Raw genomic sequence first — 16,538 nt, 5'->3', positions numbered from 1 at the left:
GCCGACGCTCCGCCGGGGCTTTGGTGCCCAGCGGACTGTGGCGAAGTGTGTTCGGGTCGCGCATTGTCCCGCGATCCGGCCGGGGCGCTTCGGAAGTGGTCGACTCAGAAATGGTCGACGTCGACGACGGCCTGGGCGAAGGTGGTGGGCGCCTCCTGCGGCAGGTTGTGGCCGATGCCGGACAGCGTCCGGTGTTCGTAATTGCCGGTGAAACGGTCGCGGTAGGAGGCCCCGTTGCCGGGCGGGGTGATCGGGGCGAGCTCGGCGTCGAGGGTGATGGTGGGCACGTCGATGAGGGGGCGGGTGGCGAGTTGCTGCTCATAACGGTCGTGGCGGCGCTCGCCGTCGGCGATGCCGATCCGCCAGCGGTAGTTGTGGATCGCGGTCGCCGCGTAGTCGGGGTTGCCGAAGGCGGTGGCCGTGCGCTCGAACGTGGCGTCGTCGAAGTGCCACATCGGTGACACGGCGTCCCACACGAAACGGCACAGGTCGTGCCGGTTCTTTTCGTCCTCCATGGCGAGGCGGCCTCGCTCGGTGGCGAAGTACCAGGCTTCTTCTGCGCCACGACGTTGGTGATGATGTGACCGCTCACCGATACCAGGGCCTTGACGCGTTCGGGCCACAGCGCAGCGACGATGTCGGCGGTGCGCGACCCCAGTCGAATCCGGCGAGAAGTGCCTTCTCGGTCTTGAGGTCGTCCATCAGGGCGATGATGTCGAGGGCGATCGCCAACTGCTGGGCGTTGTGGAACATCCGGGAGGACAGGAAGCGAGTCGTTCCGCGGCCACGCAGATAGGGCACGATGACGCGGTAGCCCTGGTCGGCGAGGAGGGGGGCGACGTCGACGTAGCTGTGGATGTCGTAGGGCCAGCCGTGCGGGCAGATGACGACCGGGCCGTGAGCCGGGCCAGCCTCCGCGTAACTGACGTCCAGCAGGCCCGCCTTGACGTGCTTCAGCCTGGCGAAGGACGTGTGCGTGCCCAGGGTCACCGTGGGAATGGTCGGCGCGGGCGTGCCGCCGGCCGGGTGCGGGGCGGCGGAGGTGTTCGGGTGGCCCTGGAGGCCGGCGAACGCGGCCGCGCCCGTGACCAGGCCAGCGGCCTTGTTGAACGTACGCCTGTTGATCATGAGAACCATCCGTTGTGGAGGCCGGGGTAGGTGTCGAAGAAGGCCGGGCCCCGGGGGCCGCTCCGGCTGCAGTGGTGCGGCTGTGGGACGACTGTTCCAGCTCATCACCTGTCAAGCGGGTGACTTATTATGGTGCTGGTCGGGCGGGGTGGCACCTCCGGGTTCGCGTTCGCTCATCCGTGGTGATGTGAGCTGCGGCTTTGTCCGCCGCAGCCTGTCCCGGTGGTGATGGGTGCGGCCGAAGCGTCCCGCTTCCCGTGAGAACTGTCAGTTGGGCCCGGCTGCCGTGCCCGCACGGGTGTGGAGGCGGCGAGGAGGCCGGAAGGCCGTGCCGGCCCGCTGGCCCGTGTGCGGGGTGGTCTGGCTGTTCGGGCCGCTGCCGACCGTGGGGCGCGGTGCTGGGGTGGGGCGCCGGGTGTGGAGGTGTGTCATGCGCTCCGAGTCGAAGGTGAAGCGGAGGTGCGGTCCGGTCCCTGCATCCAACTACTTGACGCATCAATCTTTCAGGTATCTACTTGTCTCAGCAAGTATTTCCTGCTGGGCCGAGCTCTGTTCGTGCTGCAGTTGATTCATGAAAGGCGCCACCATGACCAAGATCGGTATCATCGTCGGAAGCACCAGGCCGGGGCGTAACGGTGAGGCGGTCGCCCGCTGGGTGCACGAGGTCGCCGCCCAACGCACGGACGCCGAGTTCGAGATCGTCGACTTGCTGGACTACCAGCTCCCCGTTCTGGACGAGGCCTATCCGGCCACCCTGGGCAACTACACCCAGCCGCACACCCAGGCCTGGGCCGAGAAGATCGCTACCTTCGACGGCTACATCATCGTCACCCCCGAGTACAACCGCTCCGTGCCGGGCGCTCTGAAGAACGCGCTGGACTTCCTCTATGCCGAGTGGAACAACAAGGCCGTCGGCTTCGTCGCCTACGGTTCGGTCGGGGGCAGCCGTGCCGTGGAGCACCTGCGCGGCATCGCCGGCGAGCTGCAGATGGCCGACGTCCGTTCTCAGGTGGCACTCTCCCTCTTCACCGACTTCGAGAACTTCAGCGTCTTCAAGCCGGCGGACGTCCAGCGCGAGACGCTCGTCACCACGCTGGACCAGGTCGTGGCCTGGTCGAAGGCCCTCGCGCCGCTGCGCGTCAGCTGAAACCGTCGCCCGCTGAGTCCCGGGCGTTCTCGCCTGAAGGTTGAAGGCGGCAGGGGATGATGCCGGTGGGGCCGTTCCGCGCATGTGCGGAACGGCCCCACCGGCACACCTGGGGTCACAGGGCGCCGGGATGTCGCCCCGGATCCTCCGGTCCTTTGCAGAGTCGGACTCGCCGGGAAGCGCGGCCGGCTGAACCGCGGAGGACCGCGTACCTGTGTGTCCAGTGTTCCCACGCCGCCAGGCGGGGATGCGTATGTGCCGAACCTGGAGGGTCGCTTTGTTCAGTGTCACCGTTCGTGATCACATCATGATCGCCCACAGCTTCCGGGGGGAGGTGTTCGGTCCGGCGCAACGGCTGCACGGAGCCACGTTCGTGGTGGACGCCACCTTCCGGCGTGAGCACCTGGACGACGGCAACATCGTCGTCGACATCGGTCTGGCCGGCCAGGAGTTGGGCGCTCTGGTCAGCGAGCTGAACTACCGCAACCTCGACGACGAGCCGGACTTCGACGGAATGAATACCTCGACGGAGTTCCTGGCGAAGGTCATCGCGGACCGGCTCGCCGAACGGATCCACGGGGGCGCCCTGGGGGAGGGTGCCAGGTCACTGGCCGGCCTCGCCGTCACGCTGCACGAGTCGCATGTGGCCTGGGCGAGCTACGAGCGTGCGCTGTGACGCCCACAGCCCTCGGTGGGGCCCTGCCCGCCTGAACCGCGGCCTGCCGGAGCGCCGCACGGCGTGCCCCCGCCGTTCCGTGACGCGGCGGGCGACTCCGAACACTATGCGTCCTGAGCGTGAGGCGTTGAGCCGCTGGGCCAGGCGCCGGACCTCCCCAGGCCCTGGCCCTGCGGTGCCGGATCGTGCTGGAGTGCGCAACCGGCGCTTCGAACAGAGAGGTTGCCGCCCTGCTCGGCGTCGAGGAGCACACGGTGAGCAAGTGGCGAGCCCGCCTCGTACGGGACCGGCTGGAGGGCCTGACCGACGAGCCACGCCAGGGCGGTCGCCGGAAGATCACCGACGCCCAGGTGGAAGAAGTGGTCGTCAAGACACTCGAGGCCACGCCGAAGGACGCCACACACTGGTCCACGCGGTCGATGGCCAAGGAAGTGGAACTCTCCCAGTCGGCCATTACACGTATCTGGCGGACCTTCGGCCTCAAGCCGCACCTGGTGGACACCTCCAAGCTCTCGAAAGATCCGCAGTTCATCGAGAAAGTCCGCGATGTGGTCGGCCTGTATCTCGCCCCGCCCGAGCATGCGCTGGTGCTGTGTGTGGACGAGAAGACGCAGATCCAGGCGCTGGACCCTTCGGCTCCGGTCCTGCCGATGATGCCGGGCATGCCATAACGCCGGACTCACCACTGCGTGCGCGGCGGCGTGACCACGCTCTTCGCCGCGCTCAACATCGCCACCGGCGAGGTGATCGGTCAGATCCATCGCCGGCACCGTGCCGTGGAGTTCAAGAAGTTCCTCATCAGTATCGACAAGGAGGTACCAGTCGGCCTGGACGTGCACCTGGTCTGCGACAACGCCTCGACGCACAAGACCTCGACCGTCCAGCGACGGCTGACCACACACCCCCGCCTCCATGTGCACTTCACGCCCACCAGCTCCTCCTGGCTCAACTGGGTCGAGCGGTGGTTTGCGCTGCTGACGGACAAACAGATACGGCGAGGTGTCCACTGGAACGTCCAGTCCCTGGGAGAAGGACATCCGCAACTGGATCAAGACCTGGAACGAAGACCCCAAACCCTTCATCTGGACGAAGATCGCGGACGAGATCCTCGAACGCCTCGCCGGATATCTGAACCGAATTCCCGACTCAGGACACTGGTGCGCGAGCGAGGTTCCCTGAATCCCCGCCGTCGTGAGGGTGCTGTTCGGCTCGCCGTCCGCGCCGTTCGCGGGCGCCGGCCGAGGCGGTCGACGCCTTCATCCGCATGTCGGCACCGGACGCGCCCGGCTCGTCGGCGAACGGCTCGACACCGGTCAACGGTCCGTCGCCACGGACCAGCAGGGTCGCCTGCCCGCGAGCTCCTGCCGCACGGTGGCCGGCTCGACGGCCACCACGCCAACCAACCACCACGAGACGGTCGGCAACCCGGCTGGCATGGGCGGCCTCGCGGTTGGTCCGGGACAGGCGAGTCCGGCGATGCGCGGCACGGCGGTGCCGCTGCCGGTGCACCGGGCACACGATGTGCCGCGCGGTCAGCTGGACGGTGCCGCCGTCGGAGGTGCGCACCGAGACCTGGCCGCGCAGGCGGGGTGCCGTAACCGGGCAGGAGGTCGAAGGAGACGGGGGCGGGCCGGTCGATGTGTCGTCGACCGTCCAGTGGGCGGCCCAAATTGCGGTGCGAGAGGACGGCCGGCATGTCCAGCGGTCCGTCCACTGCGGTCCAGGCCGGGCACGTGGCGCGCGTCGACGCGGGCCACGGCAGTGCCTCACCGGGCTCGCAGGCCCCTCATGGCGCTGCGGCCCCGGCAGTGCCTCGCCGGGCTTGCCGCCCCCAAGCGGCGCTGATCGCCGAGCAGTTCCCACTTCACGATGACGGTGCTCAGCCTTTCGGCACCGCCCATCCGGCCACGTTGCTCACCGGCCGGCCCGGCCCCTGCGAGGGATTGCGTCGCAGGGGCGTGAAGCGTGGGCCGTTACCGCTCGTGCACTCTGTTGGTTGCCGCTCCCCGGGAAGCGGCTCTGCCAGGCCTGTCTGCCCTCAGTCGGCTGTTCATAGCGCTGGCCGTTCAGCGGCCGGGGAGGCGTGTGGTGACTTCCTGGAGGATCCAGCTGTTGCCGTCGGGGTCGTTGAAGGCGGCGAAGGAGCCGTAACTGGCGCGCTCGGGGTGGGCGCCGCTGCCCCGGCTTTCTTCGGTGCCGCGATGGAACACGCCGCCGGCGTCGTGAAAGATGTCACCCATGTCGATGCCGCGGGCGACGAGGTCTGCGTGAGCGGCCTCGATGTCGGAGACGACGAGGTGCAGGCCCTGTACGGTGCCGGGCGCGGCTGTCGTGACACCGGTGCCGAAGAGGATGGAGCACTGGGAGCCAGGGGGTGTCAGGTGTACGACCCGATAGGTGTCGTCGGCGACGTGTCCACGTCGAGGCGGAAGCCCACGGCTTCGTAAAAGGCTTTCGCGCGGTCGACGTCTGAGACGGGCAACACCAGGACTTCCAGTTTGAGGTCCATCTGCGCTTTCACTCCCATGGGCGAAGACGTCGCACATCCCAGTGCGTCACCGATCTGGATGGTGGCGAGATGCTGGCAGTCTGGTGCATCACCTGTCAAGTGGGTGATTCGCTCGTTCGTCCTGTCGGATGCCACGTGGGCCCGGTCGGCCGACGTGCCGGGGCGGCGGTTGAGGGGCACGGGGTCGCGCCCGCGTACGGCGGCACAGGCATGCCCGCGCCGCGGACGGCGTGCCTGTGGGTGGTGTCAGGCCGTCGTCTGCTCGGTCCAGGCCTGTTCGAGTGTTCGGGTGAACGTCTCCACGGACTGAACGCCGCTGATCCCATAGCGCCGGCTCAGGACGAAGAAGGGGACGCCGCTCACCCCCAGTTCGGAGGCGAGGCGCTCATCGGCCCGCACTTGTGCGGCATGAGCTTCCGGATCGTCGATCACCCGCAGCGCCTCCTCTGCGCCTAGCCCGGCTTCGACGGCCACGTCCAGCAGGGTCTGGCGGTCGTAGATCGAGCGCTCCTCCGCGAAGTTCACCCGGAAGGCGAGATCCAGCAGCTGGTCGTGAACGCCGCGGGTCCGGGCGAAGTGGATCAAGCGGTGGACGTCGAAGGTGTTGCCGAAGACGCGCCCTCCGATGCGGAAGTCCAGTCCCACGGACGCTGCCATGGACGCGGCCTGTTCCTCCCTGGCGACCTGCTGCTCACGGCTCCGCCCGTACTGGGCCGCGACCGCGTCGATGATCGGCACGTCGCCGTTCTGGGCCTGCGGGTTCAGTTCGTAGGACCGGTGGACCACCTCCACCTGGTCGCGTCGTGCGAAGGCGGCGAGCCCTCGGTCGAAGCGCGCTCGTCCGACATAGCACCACGGGCAGGCGATGTCGGCCCAGATCTCGACCTTCATAGCGATGTCTCCTCTGTGAGCCGTACCGGGCGGAACCCTCGGTGCGGCGATGGGGGCGCACGCCCGCTGCGGTGCGGATGGCTGCGCCGGATATGATGGGGTCGACCGTAATAGATGACCGGTCGACAACGCCACCCGCGGAGCGTCTGGGCGTCCACCGGCCAGACGCCGCACCGCCGCAAGCCGACGCGCTGGGCGACGAGGAGCCGCCCGGTGCGCGCGACGTCCGGCGGAAGGCGACGACGCAGTCCGATTGACGAGGAAGTCCATGTCGCAGACCATCGATCCGGCCGCTCCCACACCCGTCGACTTCTGGTTCGACCCGGTGTGTCCTTGGGCCTGGATGGCATCCCGGTGGGTGCTGGAAGTGCAGAAAGTGCGGGACATCGAGGTCCGCTGGCACATCATGAGCCTGGCGGTGCTCAACGAGTCACGGCTGGACCAGCTGCCCGAGAGGTACCGGCAGCTCATGGGTGAGGCGTGGGCCCCGGTCCAGGTGGTGACCGCCGCGTGGCAGAAGCACGGCGCCGACGTCCTCGGGCGCCTCTACAGCGCGATGGGCACCCGTATACACAACCGGGGAGAAGGCCCGACCCGCGAGGTCATCGTCCGTGCGCTGGAGGAAGCTGGCCTGCCCGCCGGCCTCATCGAGTACGCCGACCAGGGGCAGTTCGAGTTCGAGGACCAGTTGCGGGCCTCCCACAAGGAGGGCATCGACAAGGTCGGCCAGGACGTAGGCACCCCGGTCGTCGCTCTCCCGGGCCCGGACGGCGAGCAGATTGCCTTCTTCGGCCCCGTCGTCACACCCACGCCCAAGGGGGAGGACGCCGTGCGCCTGTGGGACGCCGTGCTCGCCATCGCCTCGACCCCCGGCTTCTACGAGCTGAAGCGCACCCGCACGGTCGGCCCGGACTTCAGCAACCTGCCGTAGCCGCTCCGGGGCCTGTCACCGAACTGCTGCCCCTCGGCGGCAGGCCCGCGCCGTGCCGACTCAGGTGCACCCGTCCCCGGCTGACACGCACTTCGAGACGTGCTTCCGATCCGCTCGCCCCGAAGGGGCTTCCGGCCCGCTCCCTCCAGTGAGGCAGCGGCATCTCGCCTCCTTACCTCGTGCGCAATTCAACAGTGAACTAGAAGCTCGACGTAGAGTCATCCGTGTGACCGAGAAGAGGAGGAACAGGTGCGCGATGTTCGTCCTCCCGCGGCGAGTGAAGGCACCGAGCCCTCCCTGCTGCTGGACGACCAGTTCTGCTTCACGCTGTACGCCGCCTCGCGCGCGGTGACCAGCGTCTACCGCCCCCTCCTCGACGCCGTCGGGCTGACCTATCCCCAGTACCTGGTCATGCTCGTGCTCTGGCAGCAAAGCACGGTCCCCGTCAAGGACCTGGTCACCACCCTGCACCTGGACTACGGAACGCTCACACCGCTGATCAAGCGGCTGGAGACGAACGGCTTGGTCAGGCGGCAGCGTCGCCCCGAGGACGGGCGGGTGGTCGAAGTGACCCTGACAGCCCCAGGGGAATCGCACTGCGCGACCGCATCCGCGGGGTGCCCCCGGTGATCGGGTCGGCCATGGGACTGACCGAGGACGAGATCAACACCGCACGGGAACTGCTGCGTCGGCTCACTGTCAACGTGGCCGCCTCGGCCAAAGGGCCTGCTGGAAGAACGTCTTGAGCCGGCGAATCGGGAAGCTTCGCGGCTTCCCGGTCGGGCCGAGGGAGTGGCCGTGATCGCGCTCGGCCGACGGCGAGGCCGTCAACGGAGACAGTCACCAGGCGTGGCCGTCCGGCCAGTTGGCCGCGGCCACGGCTGCCTGTGGTGGTCATCGTGTCGGCCGAGGTCTTCCTCCACCGCCTGGGCGCGCGCATGGACCGGCCGGTGACGCCTGACCGACCAGTTAGGGGAGACTCGCTGGACCGCGGAGCGCCGGTCACCTGCTCGTGCGGCGACTGTGCGTGGCGGTGGCCGAGGTCAGCCGGCCGAGGGGAAGTCGGTGCAGGCCGACAGCTCGGACCATGCGGCCAGGTCGTCGGCCAGTTGCCGCTGTCCCCTCTCCACCAGGCGCAATCGCGTCGGTGCCGAGCACCAGGTGGACGGGCGGCTTGTCGCTGTCGAGCACCTGCATGAGGGCCTTCGCGGCGGGGGCGGGGTTACCGGCCTGTCTGCCGTCCTTGGCCTGCCGGGCGGCCCGGATCGGGTCGAACACCGTGTCGTAGTCGGGCCCGCTGCGCGGTACGCGAACCATTGAGCGCCCGGCCCAGTCCGTACGGAAGGAGCCCAGCGCGAGAGAGATCACACGGATGCCGAACCCGGCGACCTCCTGGGCCAGCGAGGCGGCGATGCCCTCCATGGCGAACTTGCTCGCGCCGTAGAAGGCGACTCCGGGCAGCGCCATCAGCCCTGCCATGGAGGACACCGTGACTATGTGACCGGCGTGTCGCCGCGGCATGCGGGGCAGGACGGCCTTGATGACGGCGACGCTGCCGAACACGTTGACGTCGAACTGCCGGCGCAGGCCGTCCATGCCTGACTCCCCGACCGTGCCCTGCAGGCCGTACCCGGCATTGCTGATCAGCACGTCGATCGCGCCTACGGTCCTCTCGACTTCGTCGACCACCCTCGTGACGGGGGTGTCGTCGGTCACGTCCAGCAGCCTGGCGACGGCACGGCCGGGGGCCAAGGCCTCGAACGCGGCAACCTGGTGCGGATCGCGGACCGTGCCGACGACGAGGTCTCCTGCGCTCAGCCCTTCCCGGACGAAGGCTCGGCTGAGCCCGCATCTTCTCCCGTCTCGAGGGCTGTGACATCCCCGCGGCTCCCCAAGTGCTGGAGCGCATAGCCCTCGGCCAGGTCGTGTCCGCAACGTCAGGGGAGTCGTAACCACTGGCAGGCGATGCGTCCCAAGTCTGGTGCGGGGGCTTATCGTCGCGGGTGGCAGGGTCTACGTGCGCATGCGGCTGAAGGGCCGGCGTGCTGAACGCGCTGGGCGTCAGGACGAAGCGGTCGCCGTGGCCCGCGGTACAGCGCGCTCGCGCCCTCACTGGTGGCTTGGCCGGTCGGTCAGGTCCGATGTCCAGAGATTTTTTTCTTTGCAGAGCTTTCCGGATCCTTCGTCGGCCGCAAAGTCACCCCTTTGACAGGTTACGGAGAGATCCTCAAGATGGGCGAGACTTGACTCGTCGAACCGTGAGGGTGATGCTCCATGACCGCCGTCCATGAAAAGGCGCTGCTGGCGGGCGGCTGCTTCTGGGGCATGCAGGAGCTGATCCGTTCGCTTCCTGGTGTGGTGTCGACCCGGGTCGGCTACAGCGGGGACGACGACATGCCACACCCCACCTACCGTGACCACGGAAGGCATGCCGAGTCGATCGAGATCACTTTCGACCCGGCCGCCACCGACTACCGCGCGATTCTGGAGTACTTCTTCCAGATCCACGACCCCACCACGAACAACCGGCAGGGCAACGACGTCGGCTTGAGCTACCGCTCCGCCATCTTCTTCCTCGACGACAAACAGCGTCACGTTGCGCAGGACACCATCGCCGATGTCGAGGCGTCGGGGCTGTGGCCCGGGCCGGTGGTGACCGAGGTTGCACCTGCAGGTCCGTTCTGGGAGGCCGAACTGGAACATCAGGACTACCTCCAGCGCTATCCGGACGGCTACACCTGCCACTTCCCGCGCCCCAACTGGAGGCTGCCCAGGCGCGCCTGAGGCCACGGACGGGGCTGGTGTGCTGTCCCGGCCGTGCTCGGCGCGACGTCAGGACGCAGGCGTGTCCAGGTGCCCGTCTTCGTCAGGCGTGCGTGCGTCCCGGCGTGGTGGAACGCCGGGTCGCTGACGATGCGCAGGTCGTTGATGTCGAGGACGGCCGTCGCACCGTAGGCGGACAAGGATCTCGCATCCCCGCCGCAAGGCCGGGAGTCCGAGCGGCGGCGTGGCGTCTTCGGGCGTGGGTGATGCTGCTTGCCGTGTAGTTCGTCACCCGTCAGAATGGTGACATGGTGCATACGTTCAAGTGTGGGGCTCCGGTGCTCGATTTCGTGGGCACGCTGCGGGCGCGGCGCAACGCTGTGCCCACCGAGATGCTCACCTCAACGGAGAGTCTCGAGGCCTGGTTCCGTGAGTCGGGCGTCGTCGACGGGGACACACGGTGTGAACCGGCCGACGTGCGGGAGGCGATTGCTCTTCGTGAGGCGATCTATCTGCTGATCGCGGCCACGCTGCAGGGTGAGGACTATGACGCCGATGCGTTGGCGCTGGTCAACGACACCGCCCGGACGCCGTCCGCTGTTCCGCGGCTCGTCCGACGGGGGTGCCGCCAGGCCGAGGGTTCGCCGCGGCAGGCGTTGTCGTCGATCGCCCGGCAGGCCGTGGAGTTGCTCGGCGGGTCGGAGGCGGCGCTGCTGAAGGAATGCAGCAGGGGCGAGTGCACGCAGGTGTATCTCGACCGGTCGCACGGCGGTCGCCGGGAGTGGTGTGCCATGGATCCGTGCGGTAACAGGATCAAGGCGGCCGCTTATCGTGCGCGCAAGCGGAACGAGACACGGGCGGCGTCGCCGGTGCGGCCCGGCAGATAGAGCGGGTGGGGGCTGCGCGGTTCAGGTCCGGGCCGGTGCCTGGGCGCCGAGCAGGGCCAGGCAGTTGGTCCACAGGGTGGCCAGTGGTGCGGTGGTGTTGTAGAGCTTGGCGAACAGTACCTGGCCCTCGAGCTGGGCGACGATCGACTGGGCTGCTGTGCGTGTGTCCTGCACGGTGACCTCGCCGCGCTCGCGGGCCTCGGTGATGACGCCGTCGACCATCTGCGCCTGAGCTTCGAAGATCTGCTGAAGCCGTTCGCGTATGGCCTCGGTCTGGTTGCTCATCTCCAGGGAGAGGTTGCCGAACAGGCAGCCCGAGATCACTCCGCAGCTTTCCTGGCCGGCCTGCTGCGTGGCCTGCGTGGCCTCGAACAGTTGCCGCAACCGCTCGAGCGGCTCGGCGTCACTGGTCAGGATCTGGGTCCACGCGCGGTGCTCCGCGGCCCAGTGTTCCTCGATCACCGTGAGCGCAAGGGCTTCCTTGGACTCGAAGAAATAGTAGAAACTGCCCTTCGGTACGCCTGCCGTCTTGCAGATCTCGGCCACGCCCAGAGCGGAGTAGCCGCGCTGCTCGATCAGGGAGTGCGCAGCGGTGAGGATCTTTTCCTTCGCGTCACTTGTCCGGCCCATATCCAGAGTATACGACCGACCGACTATGTCGGCTAGGGTTCCTCTCTATTCGATCCGGCGGCGACCGGGTCCTGTAGGAGGCTGAGCCTCTCAGCAGGAAGAAACGCGGCCGTGTCAGGTCCAGGAGGTACCGGCCCATTCTGGGGGCAGGGTGAGCCCCCAACGGTGGTACGGCCCCCGGTACCGGGCCGACGCGTCCACGAGTGCGGGCGCACGAGCGCGGGCGCACCGCAGCTCTTCGCGGCCCTGCCGCAGCTGATGACCCCTGCGACGCCTCGAAGCCGCGCCGGGCCATCGGCAACGCTCTCTGCCCTGTCCCTGAGGCTTCGAGGACCGTTGAGGAAGATCGCATGACCGCAACACCGTCGCAAGGCCATCCGCACGCCGCGAGCGGGCTGCTGCGTTCGCCGTGGGCCCACGTCGCCCAGGCGGCTGCCGCGCTTGCGGCCGGCATGGGTGTCGGCCGCTTCGTGTACACCCCCATCCTGGTGTCCCGGCCAGAGCCCCGATCAGGTACCCGACGTAATTGGCGGTCGCCAAGTTGGCTCCCGCCCCTGCCGACAGACCCTCCGCGGGTCTGGCCGTCCTACTGACCGCCGCCTGGAGCCTTCGACCCGAGCCGGCCACGCAGCGGACGGCGTCCGCGCCCGAGACAGAGCAAGAGGCGGCAGGTCCGCGTACCCATCGCTGGTTCGGTGCCCTGTTCGCTTCCTACACACTGGAGGGCGTCGGCTACATCATCGCCGGCACCTTCCTGGTCGCAGCCATCGAACAGACCTCACCCGGTTGGATCGGCAGCGGCGCATGGGTGCTCGTTGGCCTGGCGGCCATTCCTTCCTCCGCCCTCTGCGCGGCGTTGGGGCGCCGTTGGTCCCGTCCGGACCTGCTGCTCGCCGCGCTGGCCGTGCAGGCCGTGGGTATCGCGCTGCCTGCTCTGGTCAGTGGGGTCGCGCCCGCACTCATCTCTGCGGCGCTCTTCGGCGCCACTTTCATCGGCGTCAGCACGCTGGCTCTCGGAGCGGGCGCGCACCTGCGGTTCCCCCGTGCCGTGGCGCTGCTGACCGCCGGGTACTCGGTCGGCCAGATCCTGGGCCCCCTCGTCGTCGCCCCCCTGCTGCACCACGGCTATCACCAGGCGCTGGTCCTGGCCGCTGTCGTGGTGCTGGCCGCGGCGCTCGCCGCCTTCGTCCTGCGCATCGGATTCCCCCACCACCTGCCCGCCGTGCGACACCAGGGGACGAGCCAGGAGCCTGTCGCGGAGCACCGGCCGAGCTCGTTGGACAAGGGCGCAACCCAGGCGGTCGAGTGACCACTGGCCGCCCGCGTCGCGGCCGGTTCCGGGGGTACGACAGGACGCTCCCGCCTCCCGGATCGAGTGGACGGTCGGAGCGGTGAGCACTGGGTCCGCCGTACGATGCGATGCGATGAGAATCGGCGCTGTCGGCCCCTCTTGGCCCGATCGGTGAGACTCCCCCCACCCCGGAAGTCAGCCGGACATGACGTCCCGTCAGGGATCGTTCGGTGTCAGTACCCGGGCGTGGGCGGGTCAGGGCTGTCAGGGAATGCGCCGTGGTCGTCGGCGGTTGTCCCGAGCATTCGACTCGCCCGGCGCACCAGCGCGTGCCGTGAGCGCTGCGGGCATCAGACATCGACACTTGGCGGGAGAGGCCGTGAAGCATCCCGAGTCCGCAGACGATCTTCCCAGGATGCACCGCATCCGTCTCCTCGGTACCGTCATGACGGCTCCTCCGGCGGCTGCCCGGCGGCCGCGTGACGAGAGGGACACGGACTCCCGTGCACCGGACACGCATCGGAATGTCGCGGAATGGGCCCAGTGGTCGGGAGAGGCATCTGGTGACTCCCTGGAGTACCCCGCCGTTTGACACCCGGGCGCCGTCGAAAGCTTCGGTTCGGCCGACGTTCGGCAACGGGCAGCACGACGACACTCGGGTCTCAGGGCGTCTGGCCGGTGCCTCGGCGCCCGATTCAGTCAAGGGTTATGGGCATGTTCAGCGACACCGTCTTGCCCAGCCCATTGGGGGAGCTGTTCCACATCTCGGCCAGCGCCTCGACGATGAGCAGACCTCGGCCGTGTTCCGCTTCCGCGTCGGTCTCCTCGGCCAGTGCCAGGGGTGAGGGGACCGGGGGGTTGGTGTCCGAATCGCGTACCTCGAGACGGATGTGATCCGCGAACGCCCGCAGTCGCACGTCGACATCGCTGCCGGCATGCACGAGCGCATTGGTCACGGTTTCCGAGACGACCAGCTGCATCGCGTCCGACATGGTGTCCAGCCCCCACGAAGTCAGGCGGTCGTGCACGAACGCGCGTGCCTCCCTGACCCCGCGCAGGTCGTGACGCTGAATGTGCAGACTTCCCACCCGGGGTTCGTCCTGGTCCCTCGTCCCTTCGTACAGGGCGAGAAGCAGGACGGCGTCGTCGCGTCGCTGCCACGGTGCGGACACCTCGGAGATGACCGCGTCCGCCAACTGCTCGATATCGAGGGGCGATCCCTGGTCGCCCGAGCCGAGCAGTGCCCGGCCGCGGGCCTCGGCATCCGCCGTGTCCCAGCCGAGGAGACCGTTGGTGTACAGCATCAGCAGCGCACCGGACTCCAGGGTGTGCTCCCGTCCCAGATAGGCGCCTGCCGGGCACACGCCCAAGGGGACGTTGGCCGGGGCCTCCAGGACCCCGATCTTTCCGTCGGGCCCGCGTACCAGGGGCGGAGGATGGCCGGCCAGGGCCACCTCCGCAGTGCCGTCCACGGTGTCCAGTGACACGACGCAGCAGGTCACCGTGAGATCTGTGCGCAGTCTCTGGAGGAGTCGGCCGGTCCGTTCGATCACCGCGGCGGGACGGTGCCCCTCGGTGGCGTACGAAGCTGTCGCGGTGCGTACCTGCCCCATCACGGCGGCGCTCTCCATGGCGTGACCTTCGACGTCACCGACGATCAGCACCGCGCGGTCGTCCGCCAGTGTGATCACGTCGTACCAGTCCCCTCCGACCTTGGACGTGACCGTGGCGGGCAGGTAGCGGGCTGTGGTGAGAAGGCGCGGCAGATCGGGCAGCACGGGCGGCAGAAGAGTCCTCTGGAGGCATTCGGCGACGGCACGCTGCCGCGCGCTCAGCTCGACGCGGTCCACGGCTGCCCCGAGCAGTCCCGCCATCATGCCGAGCAGGGCTCTTTCCTCGGGCGGGAAACCGCGGGGAGCGTCGAAGGTCAGACAGCACACGCCGACGACGTGCCGTTGGCCCACGACAGGCAGATCGATGAGCTGGTCGTCGCCTGTCAGCGGAATGTAGACCTCGGTGTGCGCTTGGCCGTCGCGGCCGTCGCCGAGGCGCGACAGGCCTTCGGACACGAACAGCGGACGTCCTCGAAACACCTCGGTGGCCGGTGTGCGGTCGTTCATCCGGAGGCCATGGAGGCCCCGGACGAGGTCCGAGGAGGCCCCGCAGTGTCCCAGCACCCACAAACGGCCCTCGGCCGCCGAGGCCAGGACCAGGGCCTGGGCGCGCAGGGGGGTCATGACGCAGTACTCGGCCGCCGCGACGATGTCCTCCATGACCGTGGCTCGGTTGAGCAGGTCGGCCAGACGCCGCAGGGGGTACATCATGCTCGTCCCACCGGAGCCCGGCACGCCGTGCACGCCCCAGCCGGGTGTGCACGCACTGGTGTCGATGTCGGCTTCCGGGGGGATCAGCATGGGCATCGGACCTGCTGCCACCGCTACGCCGTCCTTGACGAGCGCGGCGAGAACCCGGGCGAGGTCGTTGCCGACCTCCTCGAGCTGGTCACACTCAGCGGCCGAGAAGGCGCCGCGGTCCTCCGCGCGCAGCACGGTCAGGGCGCCGAAGCGCTGGTCCCCGGCGGTCACTGGTGCCGACAGCGCCGCGTACGGATAGGGCTGGACGTGTTCCTGGTCCGGGCCGGAGGGGTTCGGATCGATGAGTACGGCCGTGGTGCCCGACTGGACGGCGCGCACCGTGGCGCGGGGCGCGTCCAGCCTCATGCGTCCGGCGAAGGTGAACAGCGACGGCGGACTTCCGCCGGCCAGGGCCAGCCGGAGTTCGCCGTGACGCTCGTCGAGCAGATAGACCGCCGCCGTGACGGCGTGCAGCCGGTGCATGGCCTCCCGGACGGCGCTGTGGAGCACCTCCGCGAGATCCGCACCGTTGATCACAGGGCCGCCGACCTGCTGTCGGCCTGTCACTGGTTCGGTGCCGGCCACGAGACGACTCCCTCCAGCGCGAAGACGTGGATGTCGGGAGGAGCACCTTCCGTACCCAGCGTATTCAGGTGATAGTCATCATCTTTCGCCCGTCCAGTATCTCGCCATTCCTGCACGGCCGCGGCCGGTTCACTCCCTTATCCGCCCCGGCGAGCGGGTCGGCGACCGCGAGGCCGAAGCCGAAGGCGGCCATCCCTGATCTTGCGTGGGTATCCCCGGCTTCAGCCGGGGAGGGAAACGCATGCTTGGGCCGGAGGCGCGCAGCGCCGGAATTCGCTGCGCTTCGTCGGTGACGCTCAGGTGGGCCGCTTTTGGCCCTCGATGTACTGACGGACGATGCTGAGCGGCGCGCCGCCGCACGAGCCGGCGAAGTAGGAGCGAGACCAGAACACGGAGCCCAGCCCGATGCGGTTGATGCGGCTGGTGTACTCGGCGCGCAGATAGCGGGAGCTGACGCCCTTGAGGCTGTTGATCAGCTTGGACAGGGCGATCTTCGGCGGGTAGTGCACGAGCAGGTGTACGTGATCGCGTTCGCCGTTGAACTCCTTCAGATCCGTCTCGAAGCTGCCGCACACCTCTCGCATGATTTCCTCGCACCGCTTCAGCATGGCGTCATCGAAGACGTCCTTGCGGTACTTGGTGACGAACACCAAGTGAGCGTGTAGGTGGTAGGCGACGTGGCGGCCGGTGCGGATATCCGGGTCTGGTACCCAGCGCGGTGACATACACCAAGGGTAGTATGATCT

At 68.5% G+C, this 16,538-nt stretch carries 10 protein-coding genes and 5 pseudogenes; 8 read left to right on the top strand and 7 right to left on the bottom strand.

Annotated features, from left to right (window positions below; all coding sequences use genetic code 11):
- Positions 1 to 104 precede the first annotated feature (104 nt).
- Positions 105 to 1,128 (bottom strand): annotated as a pseudogene (locus tag AB0950_RS36190) (alpha/beta hydrolase).
- A gap of 586 nt (positions 1,129 to 1,714) precedes the next feature.
- Between AB0950_RS36190 and AB0950_RS36185 the strand changes: the two are divergent.
- From AB0950_RS36185 to AB0950_RS36175, 3 genes and pseudogenes are all read left to right on the top strand, one after another.
- The gene (locus AB0950_RS36185; RefSeq protein ID WP_360161282.1) at positions 1,715 to 2,275 is read left to right on the top strand and encodes an NAD(P)H-dependent oxidoreductase; all 561 of its coding nucleotides are present in this window, start codon (positions 1,715 to 1,717) and stop codon (positions 2,273 to 2,275) included.
- 277 nt (positions 2,276 to 2,552) lie between these two features.
- Positions 2,553 to 2,951, top strand: a complete 399-nt coding sequence (locus AB0950_RS36180; RefSeq protein ID WP_360161280.1) for a 6-carboxytetrahydropterin synthase — start codon at positions 2,553 to 2,555, stop codon at positions 2,949 to 2,951.
- Between the two features lie 106 nt (positions 2,952 to 3,057).
- A pseudogene (locus tag AB0950_RS36175) lies at positions 3,058 to 4,130 on the top strand (IS630 family transposase).
- Between the two features lie 887 nt (positions 4,131 to 5,017).
- Here the strand turns inward: AB0950_RS36175 and AB0950_RS36170 are convergent.
- Both AB0950_RS36170 and AB0950_RS36165 read right to left on the bottom strand, forming a co-directional pair.
- Positions 5,018 to 5,460, bottom strand: a pseudogene (locus AB0950_RS36170) (VOC family protein).
- 246 nt (positions 5,461 to 5,706) lie between these two features.
- A complete protein-coding gene (locus AB0950_RS36165; protein WP_366780352.1) occupies positions 5,707 to 6,351 on the bottom strand; it encodes a DsbA family oxidoreductase in 645 nt (214 codons plus the stop codon).
- A 268-nt stretch (positions 6,352 to 6,619) separates the two neighbouring features.
- Here AB0950_RS36165 and AB0950_RS36160 point away from each other — a divergent pair, with 268 nt between their 5' ends.
- Together AB0950_RS36160 and AB0950_RS36155 are read left to right on the top strand one after the other, a co-directional pair.
- Complete coding sequence (locus tag AB0950_RS36160) at positions 6,620 to 7,282, top strand: DsbA family protein (protein WP_360161276.1); 663 nt, start codon at positions 6,620 to 6,622, stop codon at positions 7,280 to 7,282.
- A gap of 249 nt (positions 7,283 to 7,531) precedes the next feature.
- A complete protein-coding gene (locus tag AB0950_RS36155) occupies positions 7,532 to 7,912 on the top strand; it encodes a MarR family transcriptional regulator (RefSeq protein ID WP_366780351.1) in 381 nt (126 codons plus the stop codon).
- A gap of 413 nt (positions 7,913 to 8,325) precedes the next feature.
- On the opposite strand, the pseudogene AB0950_RS36150 reads toward AB0950_RS36155, so the two are convergent.
- Positions 8,326 to 9,130, bottom strand: a pseudogene (locus AB0950_RS36150) (oxidoreductase); the annotation flags it as partial.
- Between the two features lie 426 nt (positions 9,131 to 9,556).
- On the opposite strand from AB0950_RS36150, the gene msrA reads away from it, so the two are divergent.
- Positions 9,557 to 10,066, top strand: coding sequence for a peptide-methionine (S)-S-oxide reductase MsrA (gene msrA, locus AB0950_RS36145; RefSeq protein WP_360161272.1), 510 nt, complete (start codon positions 9,557 to 9,559; stop codon positions 10,064 to 10,066).
- A 287-nt stretch (positions 10,067 to 10,353) separates the two neighbouring features.
- On the top strand, positions 10,354 to 10,932 hold the full coding sequence (locus AB0950_RS36140) for a CGNR zinc finger domain-containing protein (protein WP_360161270.1): 579 nt from the start codon (positions 10,354 to 10,356) through the stop codon (positions 10,930 to 10,932).
- A 21-nt stretch (positions 10,933 to 10,953) separates the two neighbouring features.
- Here the strand turns inward: AB0950_RS36140 and AB0950_RS36135 are convergent, their stop codons facing one another.
- Complete coding sequence (locus AB0950_RS36135; protein WP_366780350.1) at positions 10,954 to 11,562, bottom strand: TetR/AcrR family transcriptional regulator; 609 nt, start codon at positions 11,560 to 11,562, stop codon at positions 10,954 to 10,956.
- A 350-nt stretch (positions 11,563 to 11,912) separates the two neighbouring features.
- Between AB0950_RS36135 and AB0950_RS36130 the strand changes: the two are divergent.
- Positions 11,913 to 12,871: pseudogene (locus AB0950_RS36130) on the top strand (YbfB/YjiJ family MFS transporter).
- Positions 12,872 to 13,548: 677 nt separating this feature from the next.
- Here AB0950_RS36130 and AB0950_RS36125 read toward each other — a convergent pair.
- Both AB0950_RS36125 and tnpA read right to left on the bottom strand, forming a co-directional pair.
- Complete coding sequence (locus AB0950_RS36125; RefSeq protein ID WP_360161266.1) at positions 13,549 to 15,792, bottom strand: SpoIIE family protein phosphatase; 2,244 nt, start codon at positions 15,790 to 15,792, stop codon at positions 13,549 to 13,551.
- A 296-nt stretch (positions 15,793 to 16,088) separates the two neighbouring features.
- Positions 16,089 to 16,517, bottom strand: a complete 429-nt coding sequence (tnpA, locus tag AB0950_RS36120) for an IS200/IS605 family transposase (RefSeq protein WP_366780349.1) — start codon at positions 16,515 to 16,517, stop codon at positions 16,089 to 16,091.
- Positions 16,518 to 16,538: the final 21 nt, after the last annotated feature.

It is taken from the genome of Streptomyces sp. NPDC007189 (genome assembly GCF_040703635.1).
GTDB lineage: Bacteria > Actinomycetota > Actinomycetes > Streptomycetales > Streptomycetaceae > Streptomyces.
Note: the sequence above shows the minus strand (reverse complement) of the source record. Positions and strands in the feature narration are given on the sequence as shown.

Bases quoted from the DNA above. Each gene is read 5' to 3' on its own strand.
- AB0950_RS36165 (WP_366780352.1), bottom strand. From the start codon at position 6,351: ATGAAGGTCGAGATCTGGGCCGACATCGCCTGCCCGTGGTGCTATGTC.
- tnpA (WP_366780349.1), bottom strand. From the start codon at position 16,517: ATGTCACCGCGCTGGGTACCAGACCCGGATATCCGCACCGGCCGCCAC.
- AB0950_RS36135 (WP_366780350.1), bottom strand. From the start codon at position 11,562: ATGGGCCGGACAAGTGACGCGAAGGAAAAGATCCTCACCGCTGCGCAC.
- msrA (WP_360161272.1), top strand. From the start codon at position 9,557: ATGACCGCCGTCCATGAAAAGGCGCTGCTGGCGGGCGGCTGCTTCTGG.
- AB0950_RS36185 (WP_360161282.1), top strand. From the start codon at position 1,715: ATGACCAAGATCGGTATCATCGTCGGAAGCACCAGGCCGGGGCGTAAC.
- AB0950_RS36140 (WP_360161270.1), top strand. From the start codon at position 10,354: ATGGTGCATACGTTCAAGTGTGGGGCTCCGGTGCTCGATTTCGTGGGC.
- AB0950_RS36160 (WP_360161276.1), top strand. From the start codon at position 6,620: ATGTCGCAGACCATCGATCCGGCCGCTCCCACACCCGTCGACTTCTGG.